This is a genomic window from Sporosarcina sp. 6E9, from assembly GCF_017921835.1.
GTDB lineage: Bacteria > Bacillota > Bacilli > Bacillales_A > Planococcaceae > Sporosarcina.
In genome coordinates, this window is sequence record NZ_JAGEMN010000001.1 from 1,383,586 (window position 1) to 1,402,954 (window position 19,369).

Below are 19,369 nucleotides of genomic sequence, written 5' to 3' on the forward strand. Positions count from 1 at the left end.
ATAGAACTAACGTTTGTCTTTTAGAAGAACGGCTGATATACTAGATTCAATAAGGGAGTTCGTGTTCGAGTGACTACACTTTCTCAATACGAAAACTACTAATAGGGGTGATTGGGATGACAAAAATTTCTAAAAGACAACAAGCGATTATGGATTTTATTAAATCCGAGGTAAATCTGAAAGGCTATCCACCATCCGTACGTGAGATCGGAACGGCTGTTGGACTAGCTTCTAGCTCAACGGTTCATGGACATTTGGCAAGATTGGAAAGTAAAGGATATATTCGAAGAGATCCTACAAAGCCCCGTGCGATAGAAGTATTGGATCCCGAGGGTCTTGAAACTATTAAACCTGGTGTTCTAAACGTCCCACTGGTCGGTAAAGTTACTGCCGGGCTACCAATTACAGCGATTGAGAACATAGAAGAGTATTTTCCACTTCCGGAGACATTTGGCACGGCAGACGATAATATCTTCATGTTGGAAATTGTCGGTGAGAGTATGATTGAAGCCGGAATCTTAAATGGTGACTACGTTGTTGTTAAACAAACGAGCACAGCTCAAAACGGGGAGATTATCGTAGCGATGACCGAAGATGAGGAAGCGACTGTTAAGCGTTTCTTTAAAGAGAAAAACTATTTCAGATTACAACCTGAAAACTCTTCTATGGATCCAATTATCGTTGACAATGTCTCCGTACTTGGAAAAGTTGTCGGCGTATACCGAAATATCCAGTAAATCATATGTAAAAGGAGCTGATTAAACAGCTCCTTTTTTTAATTTATATCTATTAATTTATTCGTTATTAATTTATCCATCGAAGATAATACTGCCGCTTTTACATGTTCATAAGTAAGTCCGCCCTGAACGTAAGCAGTGTATGGAGGTCTAATGGGGCCATCCGCAGTCAATTCAATACTAGAACCTTGAATGAATGTTCCTGCCGCCATTATTACATCGTCTGTGTAGCCGGGCATATAAGACGGTTCTGGTGCATAATGCGCATTGATTGGAGAATTTTCTTGAATCGTTCGACAGAACTCAATCATTTGTTCAGCACTCCGAAATGATACAGATTGAATCAGATCCGTTCTTCTATCCGTGTAATGCGGTGTTGTCACAAGACCGTAACTATCTAACAGGGCTGCTGTAAACAGTGCGCCTTTAACCGCTTGGCTTACGATATGAGGTGCTAAGAAAAAACCTTGATACATTTCCCGGAGCGTATCAAGCGACGCTCCAGCCTCGGCGCCCAACCCCGGTGAAGTCATTCTGTAAGCGCATTGTTCAACAAGGTCTTTCCCGCCTGCAATATACCCGCCAGTTCTGACAAGTCCACCACCCGGATTTTTTATAAGCGAACCCGCCATTAAATCGACACCTACCTCAGTCGGTTCTTTCTCTTCCACGAATTCTCCGTAGCAGTTATCAACAAAAACAATTAGATTTGGATTTATCGCCTTTACTTTTTGAACCATTTCAGAAATTTCGTCAATCATAAATGATGGTCTATCTGAATACCCTTTAGATCGTTGAATTCCAATTACCTTGGTTTTATCATGAATATTCTTTCTCACTTCATCAAAATCGACACGACCATCTTCGAGTAAATCAATATGTTTATACGTGATGCCATAGTCATGAAGCGACCCAGTATCTTTCCCATTTCCAGTAACAATTGAGTCGAGCGTATCGTACGGTTTTCCGGTTATGTATAACAGTTCGTCTCCTGGACGAAGTACGCCAAACAAACTAATTGAAATGGCATGTGTGCCTGAAATGATTTGATTACGAACGAGACAACTTTCAGCCCCGAATGTATCCGCATAAACACTCTCCAATACGTCACGACCTTCGTCATCATACCCATACCCTGTAGAGCCCATTAGATGAAAATCACTGACACGATTATTTTTGAATGCCGCAAGAACTTTTTTCTGATTGAAAAATGCTACTTTCTCAACCTGTTTAAAATAGGGTTCAAGTTTTTGTTCCATCAATTCGGTTTGAATGTCCAAGTTTGTTTCTTCATTTGCTAACATTTATTTTAGCCTCTTTCTTCTTTATGTTATAGTCTAATTTTATCAGTTAACTGTACGTGGTCAACGTTCACATAATTCACATAGTTGTAATTCATCTAAAATTAGAACGTAATGATTTGCTACTTCGCCATTTCAAAATGGTACAAGAAAAAACGGAACAGGGCTATAATCGCCTGTTCCGTTTATTTCATTCTTCGAGATCCATTGTAATCATTTTTGCAGGTACATAAGTTGAGATTGCATGCTTATAAATAAGTTGCTGCTTACCATCCGTTTCAAGTAGGACTGTGTAATTATCATATGATTTAATAAGTCCTTTCAGTTGAAAGCCATTCATTAAAAATACAGTTACAGATATGTTGCTCTTACGCAATGAATTTAAAAATACGTCTTGCATTTTGCCTTGTTTCATAATATTGCCCCTCCTGTGTGGTCAAAACTTTTCTCTACTACTTCTTTCTCCTTGCTTGATCCAAAACCCTTTAAAACAGTAAATATTTCTTTCACTTGATCATCTGTGTTAAGTGTTGCATCAACCCACTCAATCGCTAATTTGTTTCGGAAATAAGTCATCTGACGCTTCGCATAATTCCGAGAATTTTTCTTGATTAATTGAATTGCGACATCTAACGGTATTTCTCCTTCAATAAACCGATGAAGTTCTTTATATCCGATTGCTTGCACGGATTGCATATCGCGAATTCCTGCATTCCATAAAGCTTCGGCTTCTTGTAAAAATCCTTTTTCCATCATTTGATCAACGCGTCTGTCAATTCGATCATATAGCAAATCGCGTTCCATTTCCATTCCAATTAGCAAATGGTTATAAAGTGCATTTCCCCCTACTTTTTGTTCATGTTCGCCTTTGGTCTTCCCCGTCACTTCAATAATTTCAAGTGCCCGAATGATTCGACGGTGATTGTTTGGGTGTATTTTTTTTGCATCAATCGGATCTAGTTGTTCAAGCCGTCGATAAAGATGGTCGGCACCGATTTCGTCAAGCTCTTTTTCTAATCGGCTTCGTATTTCCATGTCTGAAGCCTCATCTGTAAAACGGAAATCATATAAAACAGACTGTACGTAAAGTCCAGTGCCGCCTACGATGATTGGCAACTTTCCCCTGCCCCGGATTTCATCAATCTTTTTTCGAACTTCAGCTTGGTACTGCGCAACAGAAAAAGTGTCCTCTGCCTCAATTATGTCGAATAGATGATGAGGAACACCTTCCATTTCAGCTGTTGTAATTTTGGCAGTTCCAATATCAAGGCCTTTATAAACTTGCATTGAATCGCCGTTAATAATTTCAGCGTTTAATAACTTGGCCAACGACACACTAATTGCAGTTTTCCCTGATGCTGTCGGGCCGACAATCGCAAGTACATCAATTTTATCTGTCATCATTTTTGCATCCATTCAAGCACCGCCTCTAAAACATGAACTTGAGCTGGATCATTCAACAATTCATGTCGTCCTTCTTCAATGATTAATACAGTAACCTCTTTAATATTTGCATCATGATACTGTCGGGCTACTTTCCATACCGCTTTCCCGTATTCCCCTACTGGATCATCAACTCCCGAAAAGAGCAATATCGGCAAATTTTTCGGTATTTTTTCGATTTCTTGCGTCTTATGGATTAACCCAAGCCCGTTAAATAGATCGATAAAAAATTGGGTGGTTGGAATGAAGCCGCATTTTTCATCAAGCATGTAATCCGATACATGTTGTTCATTTTTCGACAGCCAGTCGAATTTCGTTTGCGGATTATCAATTTTTTTATTGAATGCGCCAAAAACAAGTGAATCCAACAGATGGTTACGTTCAGTGTAACCTTTTCTTTTGCCAGCGAGATGAGCTAATGCTAGTCCCCCGTACCTGGCAATCCCAGAATCATCGCCCGTTCCAGATAAGATTGCGAGATCCACCTCATTTCCGTGCAATTGAATATAGCGGCGTGCGATGAACGAACCCATACTATGTCCTAATAGAATGAATTTTAAATTCGAATGAACAGTTTTAACTTCTGAAATAACTTCGTGCGCGTCTTGGACAACACGATTGAAACCATCTTTATCTGCAAAATAGCCTTTCATGCCATTTAATATTGCGGTTTGTCCATGTCCCCGGTGATCATGCCCGGAAACGACAAAACCTTGGTCACAGAAAAAGTTTATCGCAAATTCATAGCGGCCAATATGTTCCGCCATTCCATGAAGGAGATGAATATGCCCGATTGGCTTAGAAGGTGGTTCTTTAATAAATGCATAGAGTTTGAACCCATCCGACATTTCCAGTGTTAGCTCTTTCAATCTTCAACACCACCCCTTAGTCTTGCTGATATTATATATATATATCTTTTACATCACTCGTTTAAACATTTTCTCAATTTCATATGTCGTGAAATGAATGAGCACTGGTCTTCCGTGTGGACAAGTAAATGGGTTTCCAGCTTCGGATAAATCATTCAATAATTTTCCCATATCCGCCATCGTTAAATGGTGATTCGCCTTGATTGATCGTTTACAACTCATCATAATCGCAGCTTCTTCGCGCAACTTTCCGATATCTATCCTGCGCGAATTCAATACTTGCTCAATGATTTCTTCGATAATTGCTGTTTCTTCACCGGCCGGAAACCAAGTAGGAAATTCACGAACAATGTATGAAGTTTGCCCAAATTCTTCCAAGTATATTCCCACATCTTCAAGAAGCTTTCTGCCCTCTTCGATTCGTGTTTTTTCATCCATTGAATAATGAAAAGTTAGCGGGACTAAAAGAAGCTGCCTTTCATTATTCTCTGTTTCTTTTAGTTTATCCCTAAAGTATTCATATTTAATACGCTCTTGCGCTGCATGTTGATCAATCATAAAAAATCCGTCTTCATTTTGCGCAATAATATATGTCCCATGCACTTGTCCTACAGGGAATAATATCGGAAATGAAGGTGTATCTTTTTCTTCGGCTACCTCCTCTGCAGGTAGGGGTTCGTTAACCGTCCAATCAGATTGCTGAGCGGCTTGCTCGTCTTTTTCATATACAGGCGACGGTTTATTAACCGGCTGTTGTACGGGCGTACTGAACTTTTCAGAAGGGAGTTCTTGACGCGGAGGACTTTCCCAAAACCTAACTTGTTCGGTAGGCTTTTTAGGGACTGATTCTTTTTTTGTTACTCCGGGCACAACGACGTTTTTCTGAATTGCTTTTTGTATGGATTCTTTAATAAGCGTTAGCAGTTCGCCTTCTTTACTCATTCGAATCTGTTGTTTCGATGGATGGACGTTCACATCTGTTAAAAACGGATCGCCTTCAACATTGATAACCACAATCGGATATCTGCCTATAGGCAGATACGTATGAAAGGCGTCAAGAACAGCCCGGTTAATCGCGTAACTTTGAATCCAACGCCCATTTACAATAGTCGTCATATAATTTCTTGATGCGCGCGTCATTTCCGGCAATGATACATAGCCGAAAGTCGAATAATCCGCGTTCTCTCCTTTGAATTCAACCATTTTTCGAGCGGCCGAGATGCCGTATATATCCGCTAGCACACGCAGTTGGTCTCCGCTTCCTGAAGTTTGCAGCAGCGATTGACTGAAATGCGTTAATTTGAAAGCGATGTGCGGGTGACTTAGGGCTAATCGATTCACCAATCCTATCGTATGGCCAAGTTCCGTTTGGATTGTTTTCATATACTTAAGACGCGCTGGCGTATTAAAAAATAGTTGAGAAACTGCTATGTCCGTTCCTTTTCGGTAAGCGGCATTGTCATGTTTCACTAGTTTTCCGCCGTCAATAAAGACTTCGGTTCCAGTGCTTTCCCCGTCAGATGTCCACAATTCAATTTTGGACACGGATGCAATACTGGCAAGTGCTTCCCCGCGAAAACCAAGTGTCCGTATGCGAAACAGGTCATGCTCATTATCTATTTTACTGGTTGCGTGGCGCTCGAAGGCTCGGACTGCATCTTGTTTTGACATACCTTTGCCGTTATCGGTTACTCTGATTTTGGTCAGGCCAGCTTCCTCTAAGGCAATTTCTATGACTGTACTCTCCGCGTCTATCGAATTTTCGACAAGTTCTTTTACGATTGACGCAGGTCTTTCAACAACTTCTCCTGCGGCAATTTTATTCGACAGCGTATCGTCCATTACTTTAATTATATTCACGTTATTCATCCTTTCGCTGAGCGGAGTTTCTCTTTCAGTTCAAAGACATACTGCAGGGCGTTTAATGGTGTCATATTGAGTAAATCTGTTTCTTCCAGACTTGCTAGGACTTCTTTTTTCTCATCAGACAATGTGTGCTGCTCTTCTTCTCTTATATCGAAAAACGCCATTTGCTGGGGTTCATTGATTGGTCCTTTTTCTTTATTTTCAAAGGTTTGCAGTAGCTCTTTTGCACGTGCAAGTAAAGGCGTCGGCAAGCCCGCAAGATCAGCAACGTAAATGCCGTAACTTTTATCCGCTGCCCCTTTCATGACTTTATGGAGGAACACTACTTTACCATCTTGTTCCATCGCAGCGACATGAACATTTTCAAGTCTTGCCAGTTTAGTGTCTAGCATGGTTAACTCGTGATAGTGAGTCGAAAATAATGTATTTGCTCCAATTTCATCGTGTATATATTCCATCATGGCTTGGGCTAAAGACATACCATCATAGGTTGATGTCCCTCTCCCTATCTCATCAAATAACAGAAGACTTTTTTCAGTTGCATTGGCAATCGCATGTTGAGATTCCATCATTTCCATCATAAATGTACTTTGTCCGGATGCTAAATCATCCGCAGCACCGATTCGTGTAAAGATCTGATCCGTAACAGGAAGAACTGCGCTGTCGCAAGGAACGTAACAACCGATTTGGGCCATTACGACTGTGAGTGCTACTTGACGCATATAGGTGCTCTTTCCGGACATATTTGGTCCTGTTATGAGAAGCATATTTGCATCTTCTTGCAGTACGCAATTATTTGGTACATAAAGCGAATGATCCATCATTTTTTCAACGACTGGGTGACGCCCATTTTTTATTTCTAATCCTTTATTATTATGAAAAGTCGGCTTCACGTAGTTTTGTTTTTCCGCTACTGTCGCAAATGATAAAAGAACATCTAGTTCGCTTAAGATGGATGCCAGTTGCTGAACTTGTCTAATATGCATCTTCATCGATTCACGAACAGCGCTAAACAGATCATATTCTAGCTCTAATCCATCTGACTCGGCATTTAATATTAAATCTTCTTTTTCTTTCAGCTCAGGCGTGATATAACGCTCGGCATTTGCTAGTGTTTGCTTTCTTTCATAACGTTCATGATCCGCTAAATGAATATTTGATTTCGTAATTTCGATAAAATACCCAAAGACACGATTATATCCAATCTTCAAGTTTTTTATGCCCGTGCGTTCACGCTCTTCTTGTTCCAGTTTTGCTAACCACTCTTTCCCGTTCCTAGCGGCATCTCTGTATGTATCGAGTTGTTCATCATAACCGTCCTTTATAACTCCGCCTTCTTTTACAGTAATCGGCGGATGTTCTGCAATCGACATTTCAAGGATGTCTCTTGCCTCTGGACACAAATTGATTTTTTCCGCGAACTGCGTCAAGTGTTTTTTTCCGGAGTTTGCAAGTGCATCTTTCAAGTTCGGCACTTGTCGCAAGGAATTTCGTAACTGAGCAAGGTCTCGACCGTTTGCCGAACCCATTGAAATACGTCCCGCCAATCTTTCAAGATCATACACTTCGCGCAAGTTCGTTTTAAGATCGTCGCTTAAAAAGAAATCCTCGACTAATTCAGTCACTGTATCGAGGCGAGCTTCAATTTTCACTTGCTCGGCAAGCGGTTGATGAATCCACATTTTCAGCTTTCTTGCACCCATAGCCGTCACGGTTTCATCAAGCAGCCAGTACAGTGTCCCTTCTTTAGTACCATTACGAATAGATTGAACGAGCTCCAAATTACGCATGGAGTTTGCATCAATGGATAGCTTTTCTTGTTTTTCTATAAAATCGAAGGGGCGAATATGTTCAAGTGACGACTTTTGCGTGCGTTTCACATATGAAATTAGATTATCGCAAGCTTCAACTACATCTTCCGGAATGTTGCCTTGGCGTTCCAATGCATCCTTATTATATTCTATTGATAATGTAATATTTCGTTTTGCCATGTTATCGCTTAATGCAATATGTAGCCCTTCCGCTACCACGACTTCTTTCATGCCAAGTGCATCGATTTCAGAAATTAACGTGCGCTCATCACCTTGGACATATTGAACTTTTCCTTCACCTGTTGATAAATCTAAATAGGCAAGTGCGTATTTTCCATCGGCGATAATAGCAGCTGAACCAATAAAATGATTCGTATTTGTATCAATGCTTTTACCTTCTGTCATTGTTCCTGGCGTTATAATTCGAACGACTTCCCGTCGAACTATTCCTTTTGCTGCGCGAGGATCTTCTGTTTGTTCGCAAATGGCTACTTTGTATCCTTTACGCACAAGCGTTTCAATATATCCTTCAGCGGAGTGATACGGAACACCACACATTGGAATGCGGTTGCCACTGGCTGCATCCCGGCTCGTTAATGTGATTTCAAGTATTTGTGAAGCTTCCGTCGCATCGGTAAAGAACAACTCATAAAAATCGCCTAGTCTGAAAAATAAGAAGGCATCTTCATGTTCTGATTTTATTTTTAAGTATTGCTGTATCATCGGTGTATAAGATGTCATTATTATGTACCCTCACTATTACAATATGTTTTATTCATTATATCAAAGTTTCATCGAATACGAAAAAAAGCCGGGATATCATTCCCGACTTGATTAATTCGCCAGAGCGTAATTACCAACCAGAAAGCCTGTTAGAACGGTTTTGAATCTTTTCCTTTTTTGTGATCATGTTCATGCTCCCCGTGGACATGACCATGCCCATGTCTATGGCTGGATGATGATGATTCATCTCGCTGCGGCCACTCCTCTTCAAAAGTGTGCGGATGGACGGAAACGCAAACTTTCGTTTCGCCCACTACTTCCGCGACTAATTCACGCTCCACACAAATAACGAATTTTTCTCCACACTCGGATATGATTGCTTCAGTACAGTTTGGATGCTGTATGACATCTACGATTACCTCTTCCACTCTAGATGTCGGCTCATCCCGATAATGTAATCGAATTCGGTCTTTATAGGGGATCGTTTCTGTAAACACCGAAGTTTTCGAGTGATTATTATGGGAATACCAAACGTTTATATCGAACTTACCCGAGACTTCAACGTATTTACCTGATTTTTTTGCTTGATGGGTATGGTTGATAACCCAACAGCCAAGGATACTGGTCGGTTTGTTTGGTGGACATAAAATTTCTTTTGTTTCGGTCCGCTCTTTCCCTTTTGCAACAATCGCCTTCGTCACGATTTGACGTAAATTCTTCAGTTTTCTTCCTCCTCCATTCGCTTCAATTTATCTTATGCGACAGGAGCCTAGAGAGTGAAAAAATCGACAGGAATTTTATCCCGTCGATTTAAATTATTTATTTATTGTTATATGTTGTGTTTTCAACGTATGAACCCGTTTCGCCGCGAAGTAAATCTCCGCCAGTCGATTTTATGACTTCATTCGTTACGCCGTTCGCAATTGTTGTCGAGACAAGTTGAAGTAAATCGTTGACTTCACCTTGTGATTGCTTGAACTCTTGAACAATTGGAACCGTATCGATATCTTCTTGAATTTTATCAATTTTACCTTCAATAATTTCCAACGCTCTTTCTTTTCCGTACTGTTGGAAATTGACTGCTTGCTTTTGCAATGATTTCAAACTTGCGATGTTTTCACGGATTTTTTGATTTTCATTGATTTGTGCTTCAGCGCGTTTGAAAAAGTCTACTTCCTCTGTGTTAGCAATCATCACCGCTATTTCATTCGCCTTCGCGATGATATCATCTTTAGTATATTTTTTCTCCATTATAATACGACCTCTTTCTTTTCTACAACGTCGATAAACTCGCCGTCGAGCGACCATGTTTTCGCATCTGTTATTTTTACATGGACAAGTTTCCCGATTACGTCTTTTGGTGCTCTAAAATTAACTAATTTGTTCTTCCTAGTGTATCCGGAAAGGACTTCATCATTCCGTTTACTTTCACCTTCAACTAGTACTTCGACTGTTTGCCCTTCAAATTGCTGCATAGCTTTCAGGGAATAGTCGTTTACTAGTTTATTCAATCGTTGAAGTCTTTCTTTCTTAACTTCCATCGGAATATTATCTGCCATTTTCTCTGCTGGTGTGCCATCACGCGGTGAATAAATATACGTATAAGCTGTTTCAAAACCAACTTCTTCATACAATGTCATCGTTTCCTCAAATTGTTCATCGGTCTCATTCGGAAAGCCGACAATGATATCTGTTGTTAATGACACATCAGGAATCGCAGTTTTTATTTTACGAACGAGTTCGAGATATTCTTCGCGTGAATAAATTCTACCCATAATTTTCAGGATTGATGTAGAACCTGATTGTACCGGAAGATGAATATGTTCAACGAGGTTTCCGCCTTTAGCAAGGACTTCGATTAAGTGATCATCGAAATCTCTTGGGTGACTTGTCGTAAAGCGGACACGAGGTATATCGATTTTACGTAAATCATCCATCAAATCGCCAAGACGATAATCCAGATCATCAAAATCTTTCCCGTAGGCATTTACGTTTTGCCCAAGTAATGTAATTTCTTTATACCCTTGTGCGGCGAGTTGTCGAATCTCTGTAATGATATCTTCAGGTCTTCGACTACGTTCTTTTCCTCTTGTATACGGCACTATGCAATACGTACAAAACTTATCGCAACCGTACATAATATTGACCCATGCTTTAATATCACCGTGGCGGACTTTTGGAAGGTTTTCAATAATATCGCCTTCTTTAGACCACACTTCGATAACCATTTCTTTTGACATATACGCTTCATGTAAAATGTTCGGGAGTCTATGAATATTATGCGTGCCGAAGATCATGTCAACTTGGTCGTAGGTTTGAAGTATTTTATTGACGACGGATTCTTCCTGCGACATACAACCACAAACACCGATCAAAATATCCGGATTGCGCTGTTTAAGCGGCTTTAAATGTCCGAGCTCTCCGAACACTTTGTTTTCTGCGTTTTCACGAATGGCACATGTGTTTAACAAAATAATGTTCGCATCTTCAACCGTCTCTGTTACTTCATAGCCAAGTGCTGTGAAAATACCTGCCATTACTTCCGTGTCATGCTCGTTCATTTGGCAGCCATATGTACGAATATAAAACTTGCGGCCTTTACCCATATTCAGAAAGCGTTCGTCGATTTCGAAGTCGTCGAAATACGAAACTTCTTCCCCACCGCGTCTTCTCGCTTTTTTCAAATTGGGTTGTTTGTAGACAGTTTGGAAATATTGACTGTAATCTTTCTCAGTCTTTTCTTCTTTATTTACTAAGCCTGACTTTATCTGCCCGGCACTTATGCGCTGTTCTTCATTCATAATTTTGAATCCCCTTTCCGACAGTTTCTCGGGAACGATTTCATACGTCTCTTATTATACTTAACTTGGGGTCAAGTGTACAAGGAGAGGATTAGTTGTTGGCATTTTGTCGATTGTTTGTCACAGTTTTCATGGAGAAGACACCTTATGATAAAATGTATTCAACAACGATAACCATTTGGGGGAACCATTAATGAATATTTACTCAGTCAAATTATTACTGGAATCAACTGTCACGCCAAACGATTACGGTACAAAAACATATGAAGAATCTATTGTATTAATAGAAGCGGAGCGTTTAGAAAAAGTCGAACAAATAATTCGTAACCACTATGTTGACGAAACCTATGAAAATGCTGTAGGCGGTCTTACTACTTGGAGTTTTGTAACAATATTGGATATCTTTGAGGTGAATGATGAATTTGAAGGAGTTGTTAATTTCAAGGAAGTTTATAGTCGTTTTTTACCTTTCGATAAACTGATTACGGCAGAAGAAGTAATAAAACTTTATTCATTGGATATTTAAAAAACCTACGGAGATCTCATCCCCGTAGTTTTTCATTACATATCGTTTTGTGCAGCTCCACGCGTTCGCTTTTCGACGAGTAATTTCAAAGCCGTCCGTCCCTCACCATTAATCATGATATCGGTGAATGCTGGCGCACAGGTTAGATCAGATCCACTTGGCGCTACAAACCCCCGTGCAATTGCGATTGCTTTTACTGCTTGATTGAGTGCACCCGCTCCTACAGCTTGCATTTCAGCATACCCTTGTTCTCGGATGACTGCGACGAGCGCACCAGCAACTGAATTTGGATTCGAGCGAGATGAGACTTTCAATGGGTTCACCATTATTCCTCCTTATTTTCCGATGTCTATGGAACGGATACGTCCATAGCCCATACTATGAGAAAAAGGATTCGTTTAGACTCAACTTAACTTTCGAATGGTTTATCGTCGTTAATCATAATCCGTTCGACGTGAATAGCCTTCCCCGTTTTGTCATCCAATTCAACGTATAAGCCGTTTAATTGGACGCGTCCATTTTTTGGCACTTCGAATCGTACTGGCATATTTGTTTGAAAACGGTAAATGACATCTTCTTTTTTCATTCCGAGGATTTCATCGTACGGCCCCGTCATACCCGCATCGGTTAAGTAAGCAGTTCCCTTAGGAAGAATCCGATCGTCGGCTGTCTGGACATGCGTGTGCGTTCCTACGACGGCTGAGGCGCGACCATCAAGATGAAACCCCATCGCGATTTTTTCGCTCGTTGCTTCCGCATGAAAATCGACAAAAACAAGTGGTGAAATTTCATGGGCTTCGTCTAATAGTTCATCAGCTTTCGCAAACGGGTCCCCATGAGGCGGTAAAAATGTTCTTCCGTGTAAGTTAATAACAGATAATGTGACCCCGTTCCGTGAAATGGTCGTCATTCCACGACCTGGTGCTTCGTCCGAAAAGTTTGCCGGGCGTATTAAATAATCCGTTTCATCTATAAAATCATAAATTTCTTTTTGATCCCAAGTATGGTTTCCCATTGTTACAACGTCGACGCCAGCGCGTAGCATGTCATCAAAAATCGCCTTCGTAATTCCCCGACCGGCTGCTGCGTTTTCTCCGTTTGCAATCACTACATCTGGACTATATTTACGTTTTAGACGCGGTAAATAGCGGTAAACCATATCTCTTCCAAGCGAGCCAACAATATCACCAATAAATACGATTTTCATTAAAAGACCTCTTTCTAATTTTAGGGTTGTAAAAAACAGCAAAGGCGCCACTCGGCCAAGAATGGCGCACAGTGCTGGATGCCTATTAAAATAAAAAAAGCTTCGGGACTGTAAATCCCGGAAGCCTTTTTCATCATTTCGCGTAGTCAACCGCTCGTGTTTCACGAATGACTGTTACCTTTATATGACCCGGATAATCAAGTTCTTCTTCAATTCTTTTTCGAATATCCCTAGCAAGACGATGAGCTGTAATGTCATCAATCTGATCTGGACGAACGATAATCCGAACTTCACGACCTGCTTGGATGGCAAATGATTTTTCCACGCCTTCGTATGATTCCGAAATTTCTTCGAGTTTTTGTAAACGTCGAATGTAGTTTTCGAGTGTTTCACTACGGGCACCTGGTCTGGCCGCAGATAATGCATCTGCCGCTGCAACAAGTACCGCAATAACCGATGTCGCTTCTGTATCTCCGTGATGGGATGCAATACTATTAATGACAACCGGATGCTCTTTATATTTTGTTGCAAGTTCCACACCGATTTCGACATGGCTTCCTTCAACTTCATGGTCGATTGCTTTTCCAATATCATGAAGGAGTCCTGCACGTCTTGCAAGTGTTACATCTTCTCCAAGTTCTGCTGCTAAAAGTCCCGTCAGGTATGCAACTTCTGTTGAATGCTTCAGGACGTTTTGTCCATAGCTCGTTCTAAAGCGCAGTCTTCCGAGAATCTTAATGAGATCCGGGTGAAGATTGTGTACGCCGATATCAAATGATGTTTGCTCTCCAGTTTCACGGATAAGCTCATCCACTTCACGTCTAGACTTATCAACCATTTCTTCAATACGCGCCGGATGTATCCTCCCGTCTTGCACAAGTTTTTCAAGTGCTAAGCGAGCAGTTTCCCGACGAACTGGATCGAATCCTGATAAGACGACAGCTTCCGGTGTATCATCAATGATTAGATCGATTCCTGTAAGTGTTTCAAGTGTCCGAATGTTACGTCCTTCACGACCAATTATTCGGCCTTTCATTTCATCGTTCGGTAAGTTTACTACAGACACTGTAGTTTCAGCAACATGATCTGCTGCAAAACGTTGCAGTGCAATGGAAAGAATTTCACGTGCTTTTTTGTCTGATTCTTCTTTTGCTTGTAACTCTGACTCTTTTGTCATAACGGCAATATCCGTTGCGAGTTCTTTCTCGACTTCCGTGAGAATGACATGCTTCGCTTCTTCTCGCGTAAGTGATGATATTCTTTCAAGCTCCGTTTGTTGAACGGTCACTAGTTCTTCCGCCTTGCGTTCCATCTGTTCAATATGCTGTTGTCTTCCGGTAAGCGCTTCTTCTTTGCGCTCCAGACCCGCTTCTCTTTTGTTGAGAGCATTATCTTTACGGTCGAGATGTTCCTCCCGCTGCAAATGACGATTTTCTTGTTTTTGCAATTCTGACCGTCGTTCGCGGATTTCAGCTTCCGCTTCAATTCTCAGTTTGTGAGTTTCATCTTTCGCTTCCAGTAGTGCCTCTCTTTTCAAAGCCTCCGCTTCACGCTTGCCCTCTTCGACAATCGCTTCTGCCGAGTATTTGGCACCTGTCACTTTTGATTCATTCACTTTACGATTAACAAAATAGATAACAAGAGCACCGACGAAGAAACCGAGCAAAGCGGAGATGATTATTTCTAATAACATCCTGGTCACCTCCTAATTGCTATTCTTTTCATTTTCAGTCGGCTCGTATATCAACGTACAACATACTGCCTAAATTAATCTTTTGGGGTATAAGGTATACAGTTCTAATTGTATCTTTGTCAAAATCGCATGTCAAGGATACACACGACCTTTCTTACCAATAAATTGAAGAGATGCCGCAAACGCCAAACCGGCCGGGAGGATATTACTGGAAATAGACACTAGTAAGAAGTCTATATGGAATTAAGTTATCGTGAATGAAACACGTTGCGGTAAGAACAACCGAAGCCCCCCCTCTCCCATTCTGAACAAAAAACGGTTCACCCTTTAAAGAGTGAACCGTTTACTAAGCATATTTTATTTTTTTTCTTCTTCTAGCAATAATTCGAGTTCTTCAGCTTCAGCTGCGTCATCAACATCATGACCTTCAACGACAGTAGCTTCTCCGTCAAGTTTATAATATTCACGAATTTTTTTATCAATAGCTTTTTTAACATCTGGATTTTCAATCAAGAACTGCTTGGCATTTTCTCGACCTTGTCCTAGACGCTCTCCTTCGTAGGAATACCATGATCCACTACGTTGTACTACTTCTACTTCAGTACCCAGGTCTACTATTTCACCTTCTTGTGAAATTCCCAAACCGTACATAATATCTACTTCTGCAAGACGGAAAGGCGGTGCGACTTTGTTTTTCACAACTCTGATGCGCGTCTTGTTTCCGACAATTTCAGTTCCCTGTTTAATTGCTTCACCACGGCGAACATCGATTCGAACTGATGCATAAAACTTCAGTGCACGTCCTCCTGGCGTAACTTCTGGGCTACCGAACATGACGCCAACTTTTTCACGAATTTGGTTGATGAAAATTGCGTTCGTTCTTGATTTATTAATGGCACCCGATAATTTACGTAGAGCTTGGGACATCAAGCGTGCCTGCAAACCAACGTGCGAGTCGCCCATCTCTCCTTCAATTTCTGCTTTTGGAACTAGAGCAGCAACCGAGTCAACGACGACAATGTCGACGGCACCACTACGAACTAGCGCTTCACAAATTTCTAGCGCTTGTTCGCCTGTATCAGGTTGTGATAATAAAAGTTCATCTATATTAACACCAAGTCGTTTTGCATATTCAGGATCAAGTGCATGCTCCGCATCAATAAATGCGGCTGTTCCACCTTCTGCTTGTGCCGCAGCAATCGCATGAAGTGCAACTGTCGTTTTACCCGAACTCTCAGGTCCATATATTTCTACAACACGGCCACGTGGATATCCACCTACACCAAGTGCGATGTCGAGTGAGAGTGATCCGCTGGAGGTCGTTGAAATTTGGCGATCCGTTTTTTCACCCAGCTTCATAACAGATCCTTTACCAAATTGTTTTTCAATTTGTTTTAACGCCATATCTAGTGCTGCTTTACGATTTTTCAAATATATTTCCTCCCTAATATTAATTCCAGTTTTTCTATCTGTTCTTACTATACCTCTTTTATAAAGAATACACAACAAAAAAGCGAACGTTTATTCGAGAGGTTTTTATTGAAATGAAATTATTCATAATAAATAGGGGTGATTATTCAATTTTCAAAAGAAAATCGCTATCAAATTAATATTTTCAACTTTTAAGACTTCGAAAGTTCTTTGATCAAGTAATAAAGTGCAAATCGTGCAGAACGAAGGCGATTGTTATTTCTAGTTCCTGATAATAGAAGTTTGTATGTTGCAGGCTTTTTATTTGGCAAAGCAATGCCTATCCAAACTGTACCTACCGGCTCTCCATCATGCGGTGTTGGGCCCGCTGCACCTGTTATTCCTACGCCTACATGTGTATTAAATTTCTTTTGGACATGAAACGCGAGAGATTCCGCACATTGCTTACTTACGATCCCGTACTCATCCAGCATTTTCTGTTCGACACTAAGTTGATTTACTTTTGCTACTTCGTCATAAACGATAACTCCGCCGGAAAGCGTGCCGCTAATTCCAGGTTCGTTTGCAAGTTCAGCAAGGAACAAACCTGCCGTTAAACTTTCTGCTGCTGATAATGTAAATCCCTTTTCCTTCAGTAGTCCTACAGCTTTTGAAGATAATGTGTCATCGTCAATCCCATATATGAATTCGCCTACGATGGAACGAATTTCTTCTTCAATTGGATTAATCAATTGATTGGCTTCATCAATCGTATCCGCTTTTGCTGTAATTCGTAACGTGACCGCTTCTGCTGTCGCCAATGGGGCTACTGTTGGATTGGCTTGTTTTTCTAAAATTGGTTGAATGCGATGTTCGAGTTCTGCTTCGCCAATCCCATAAAATTTCAAAACACGTGATGTAATTACTTCTGTTTTGCCACTAATTTTTAGCAAATAAGGAATTACCTCATCAACGAACATCGGTTGCATTTCATGGGGTGGGCCTGGTAAAAGTATGTATTGAATACCTTTTCTTTCAACAGCCATTCCCGGAGCCATTCCAGTGCGGTTCGGAAGTACTTTCGAACCTTCAAAAACAAAAGCTTGTTTTTTATTATTCTCCGTCATAACGCGTTTGCTTCGCTCAAAATACTGTTCAATTTGTCTAAGTGCTTCTTCGTCGCTTATAAGTGATAAGCCCACATGTTTTGCAATTGTCTCTTTTGTCATGTCGTCTTTAGTCGGTCCAAGTCCTCCCGAAAAAATAAGGACATCCGCGCGTTTTTCCGCCACAGTAATCGCTTCTTCCAAGCGTTTCGGATTATCTCCTACTACGGTGTGAAAATACACATCTGCGCCTATCTCCGCAAGACTGGACGACATGAATGTTGCATTCGTATTCGTAATTTGACCAAGTAATAATTCTGACCCAACAGCAATAATCTCTACTTTCATAAAGAAACCTCTCCTTACATGGATTCAAGTAAAACGCGTCTATTTTTATAAAAATAGTCAACACCTGACCAAACTGTGAAGAATAGTGCAATGTAAAGCATTATGGTTCCGAACGGTACTCCGATTGATTCGAAATAGATATTATTGAATAGCAATGAAATAATCGCAATAATCTGCGTCACGGTTTTAATTTTACCAAGTTGATTTGCAGCTACAACTTCCCCGCCGCCCGCAAGAATTAAACGAAGACCTGTCACTGCAAATTCACGGCTGATAATAACAATGATTATCCATGAAGGCGCAGAGCCAAGTTCAACGAGTATTATAAATGCCGCTGAAACGAGTAGTTTGTCTGCAAGCGGATCAAGAAATTTACCCATATTCGTAATGAGTTCATACTTTCGAGCAATATAACCGTCCAGCCAATCTGTAATGGAGGCAATAATAAATATCAAACCGCCGATTATATGGCTGGTCTCAATATCTGTATTGAGCAAATTTACCGTTCCAAAATTAAAATCAACAAGCATGAAAAGCATGAAAATTGGTATTAATAAAATGCGTGAAACTGTAATCTTATTTGGTAAATTCAAATGGATCACTTTCCTTTCAAAGAAAATAGTCATCTAGCTAGATGACTATTATTCTTTCTCATATTCTATAATAATATTTCGTGTTGTACGATTGTCTGCGTATTCAAGCAACTCGCCGTTCACATAAATTTCCGTAGAAGCTGTACGACCAACACGAATTCGTACCCAATCAGTATCTGAAACGTCCATTTCTACTGCATCACCAGCGGTTAAAGTATAAGCGCCTCGAGGTTGTGGCATCCGCTCTGTATTTGAACGGTCCAATACACCAATCCATGAATCACCGCTTGTTTTAATTTCTAGTTTGAATTCTTCCGCATCAGTTAGTCTGTAGAATGAATCTTCCCCAGCCGAGCTTTCATGCGCTAAACTTTGTTCAACAGCTGGTTCTTCGGCGTCTTCAGGATCTTCTTTGCTATCCGATTCGTCACCTGCTGCCTCACCATCTGTTTTATCATCTTTATTGGCGTCGGCCGAATTATCTTTATCAACGATTATTGACTCTTCCGTCCCGGGAGTATCATCTTTATTTGCAACGTGATGTTTGTTCAAAAAGTAGACGACAACAATGATTACGATAATAAATAATGCCACGATTATTTTCGGCAAAACTTCATTGAGACGACTATTTCTTGAACCGCTTCGACGCGATAAAGTTTGAGGAACATGTTGCTGTTCTTCTGCTTTCAATTCCATTTTTCCAGAGCTGTCGCGATACAATAGAAGCATCTCGTCCGCATCTAGTCCAACAGCCTCTGCATATTGCTTAATAAAAGCACGGACATAGAATGAACCTGGCATCGATCCAAATTCTTCATTCTCGATACCCGATAAATACCGTTTCTGTATTTTTGTTATTGACTGCAAATCATCTAGTGAGTAGCCTTTCGCTTTTCTCGCCTCTCTGAGACGGTCACCTAGTCCGGTCACCTATA

Annotated in this window: 18 protein-coding genes; 2 read left to right on the forward strand and 16 right to left on the reverse strand. The window is 40.7% G+C overall.

The genetic code is table 11. From position 1 onward, the window contains the following. Nucleotides 1-116 precede the first annotated feature (116 nt). The gene (gene lexA / locus J4G36_RS07250) at nt 117-737 is read left to right on the forward strand and encodes a transcriptional repressor LexA (protein ID WP_210469360.1); all 621 of its coding nucleotides are present in this window, start codon (nt 117-119) and stop codon (nt 735-737) included. 38 nt (nt 738-775) lie between these two features. Here lexA and J4G36_RS07255 read toward each other — a convergent pair whose 3' ends face one another. The 9 genes from J4G36_RS07255 to miaB all read right to left on the reverse strand — a co-directional run bounded on the left by J4G36_RS07255 (nt 776) and on the right by miaB (nt 11,551). Next, entirely contained in the window at nt 776-1,996 is a 1,221-nt protein-coding gene (locus tag J4G36_RS07255) for a methionine gamma-lyase family protein (protein WP_483315890.1), read from the reverse strand. A gap of 232 nt (nt 1,997-2,228) precedes the next feature. Next, a complete protein-coding gene (gene hfq / locus J4G36_RS07260; protein WP_210469362.1) occupies nt 2,229-2,453 on the reverse strand; it encodes an RNA chaperone Hfq in 225 nt (74 codons plus the stop codon). Beyond that, complete coding sequence (gene miaA / locus J4G36_RS07265) at nt 2,450-3,442, reverse strand: tRNA (adenosine(37)-N6)-dimethylallyltransferase MiaA (protein ID WP_483315891.1); 993 nt, start codon at nt 3,440-3,442, stop codon at nt 2,450-2,452. The genes hfq and miaA overlap by 4 nt, the downstream gene beginning before the upstream one ends. Then, nucleotides 3,439-4,350, reverse strand: coding sequence for an alpha/beta fold hydrolase (locus J4G36_RS07270; protein WP_246880432.1), 912 nt, complete (start codon nt 4,348-4,350; stop codon nt 3,439-3,441). Before J4G36_RS07270 ends, miaA begins: the two co-directional genes overlap by 4 nt. Nucleotides 4,351-4,398: 48 nt before the next feature. After that, nucleotides 4,399-6,210, reverse strand: coding sequence for a DNA mismatch repair endonuclease MutL (gene mutL, locus J4G36_RS07275; RefSeq protein WP_210469363.1), 1,812 nt, complete (start codon nt 6,208-6,210; stop codon nt 4,399-4,401). Between the two features lie 5 nt (nt 6,211-6,215). Continuing rightward, on the reverse strand, nt 6,216-8,768 hold the full coding sequence (gene mutS, locus J4G36_RS07280; RefSeq protein WP_210469364.1) for a DNA mismatch repair protein MutS: 2,553 nt from the start codon (nt 8,766-8,768) through the stop codon (nt 6,216-6,218). A 131-nt stretch (nt 8,769-8,899) separates the two neighbouring features. Next, nucleotides 8,900-9,472 carry an outer spore coat protein CotE gene (gene cotE / locus J4G36_RS07285; protein WP_210470465.1) on the reverse strand — a complete coding sequence of 191 codons (573 nt, stop codon included), beginning with the start codon at nt 9,470-9,472 and terminating at the stop codon, nt 8,900-8,902. A gap of 97 nt (nt 9,473-9,569) precedes the next feature. Further along, nucleotides 9,570-10,001, reverse strand: a complete 432-nt coding sequence (locus J4G36_RS07290; RefSeq protein ID WP_210469365.1) for a YlbF/YmcA family competence regulator — start codon at nt 9,999-10,001, stop codon at nt 9,570-9,572. After that, complete coding sequence (gene miaB, locus J4G36_RS07295) at nt 10,001-11,551, reverse strand: tRNA (N6-isopentenyl adenosine(37)-C2)-methylthiotransferase MiaB (RefSeq protein ID WP_210469366.1); 1,551 nt, start codon at nt 11,549-11,551, stop codon at nt 10,001-10,003. The genes J4G36_RS07290 and miaB overlap by 1 nt, the downstream gene beginning before the upstream one ends. 193 nt (nt 11,552-11,744) lie before the next feature. Between miaB and J4G36_RS07300 the strand changes: the two genes are divergently transcribed. After that, the gene (locus tag J4G36_RS07300; RefSeq protein WP_210469367.1) at nt 11,745-12,077 is read left to right on the forward strand and encodes a DUF4288 domain-containing protein; all 333 of its coding nucleotides are present in this window, start codon (nt 11,745-11,747) and stop codon (nt 12,075-12,077) included. A gap of 35 nt (nt 12,078-12,112) precedes the next feature. Here the strand turns inward: J4G36_RS07300 and J4G36_RS07305 are convergent, their stop codons facing one another. The 7 genes from J4G36_RS07305 to J4G36_RS07335 form a co-directional block, all read right to left on the reverse strand. Continuing rightward, complete coding sequence (locus J4G36_RS07305) at nt 12,113-12,400, reverse strand: stage V sporulation protein S (RefSeq protein WP_210469368.1); 288 nt, start codon at nt 12,398-12,400, stop codon at nt 12,113-12,115. Between the two features lie 86 nt (nt 12,401-12,486). Further along, nucleotides 12,487-13,284 (reverse strand): TIGR00282 family metallophosphoesterase, encoded by a 798-nt coding sequence (locus J4G36_RS07310; protein ID WP_210469369.1) that lies wholly within the window; start codon nt 13,282-13,284, stop codon nt 12,487-12,489. A gap of 133 nt (nt 13,285-13,417) precedes the next feature. Continuing rightward, nucleotides 13,418-14,977, reverse strand: a complete 1,560-nt coding sequence (rny, locus tag J4G36_RS07315) for a ribonuclease Y (RefSeq protein ID WP_210469370.1) — start codon at nt 14,975-14,977, stop codon at nt 13,418-13,420. A 357-nt stretch (nt 14,978-15,334) separates the two neighbouring features. Next, complete coding sequence (gene recA / locus J4G36_RS07320) at nt 15,335-16,408, reverse strand: recombinase RecA (protein WP_210469371.1); 1,074 nt, start codon at nt 16,406-16,408, stop codon at nt 15,335-15,337. 191 nt (nt 16,409-16,599) lie between these two features. Beyond that, nucleotides 16,600-17,841: a competence/damage-inducible protein A gene (locus J4G36_RS07325; protein ID WP_210469372.1), complete on the reverse strand. Its 1,242-nt coding sequence runs from the start codon at nt 17,839-17,841 to the stop codon at nt 16,600-16,602. A gap of 14 nt (nt 17,842-17,855) precedes the next feature. Beyond that, a complete protein-coding gene (gene pgsA, locus J4G36_RS07330) occupies nt 17,856-18,434 on the reverse strand; it encodes a CDP-diacylglycerol--glycerol-3-phosphate 3-phosphatidyltransferase (protein WP_210469373.1) in 579 nt (192 codons plus the stop codon). A 48-nt stretch (nt 18,435-18,482) separates the two neighbouring features. Then, nucleotides 18,483-19,364: a helix-turn-helix domain-containing protein gene (locus J4G36_RS07335; protein ID WP_210469374.1), complete on the reverse strand. Its 882-nt coding sequence runs from the start codon at nt 19,362-19,364 to the stop codon at nt 18,483-18,485. Nucleotides 19,365-19,369: the final 5 nt, after the last annotated feature.

Bases quoted from the DNA above. Each gene is read 5' to 3' on its own strand.
- lexA (WP_210469360.1), top strand. From the start codon at position 117: ATGACAAAAATTTCTAAAAGACAACAAGCGATTATGGATTTTATTAAA.
- J4G36_RS07255 (WP_483315890.1), bottom strand. From the start codon at position 1,996: ATGGAACAAAAACTTGAACCCTATTTTAAACAGGTTGAGAAAGTAGCA.
- hfq (WP_210469362.1), bottom strand. From the start codon at position 2,453: ATGAAACAAGGCAAAATGCAAGACGTATTTTTAAATTCATTGCGTAAG.
- miaA (WP_483315891.1), bottom strand. From the start codon at position 3,442: ATGATGACAGATAAAATTGATGTACTTGCGATTGTCGGCCCGACAGCA.
- mutS (WP_210469364.1), bottom strand. From the start codon at position 8,768: ATGACATCTTATACACCGATGATACAGCAATACTTAAAAATAAAATCA.
- J4G36_RS07290 (WP_210469365.1), bottom strand. From the start codon at position 10,001: ATGGAGAAAAAATATACTAAAGATGATATCATCGCGAAGGCGAATGAA.
- miaB (WP_210469366.1), bottom strand. From the start codon at position 11,551: ATGAATGAAGAACAGCGCATAAGTGCCGGGCAGATAAAGTCAGGCTTA.
- J4G36_RS07300 (WP_210469367.1), top strand. From the start codon at position 11,745: ATGAATATTTACTCAGTCAAATTATTACTGGAATCAACTGTCACGCCA.
- J4G36_RS07310 (WP_210469369.1), bottom strand. From the start codon at position 13,284: ATGAAAATCGTATTTATTGGTGATATTGTTGGCTCGCTTGGAAGAGAT.
- rny (WP_210469370.1), bottom strand. From the start codon at position 14,977: ATGTTATTAGAAATAATCATCTCCGCTTTGCTCGGTTTCTTCGTCGGT.
- J4G36_RS07325 (WP_210469372.1), bottom strand. From the start codon at position 17,841: ATGAAAGTAGAGATTATTGCTGTTGGGTCAGAATTATTACTTGGTCAA.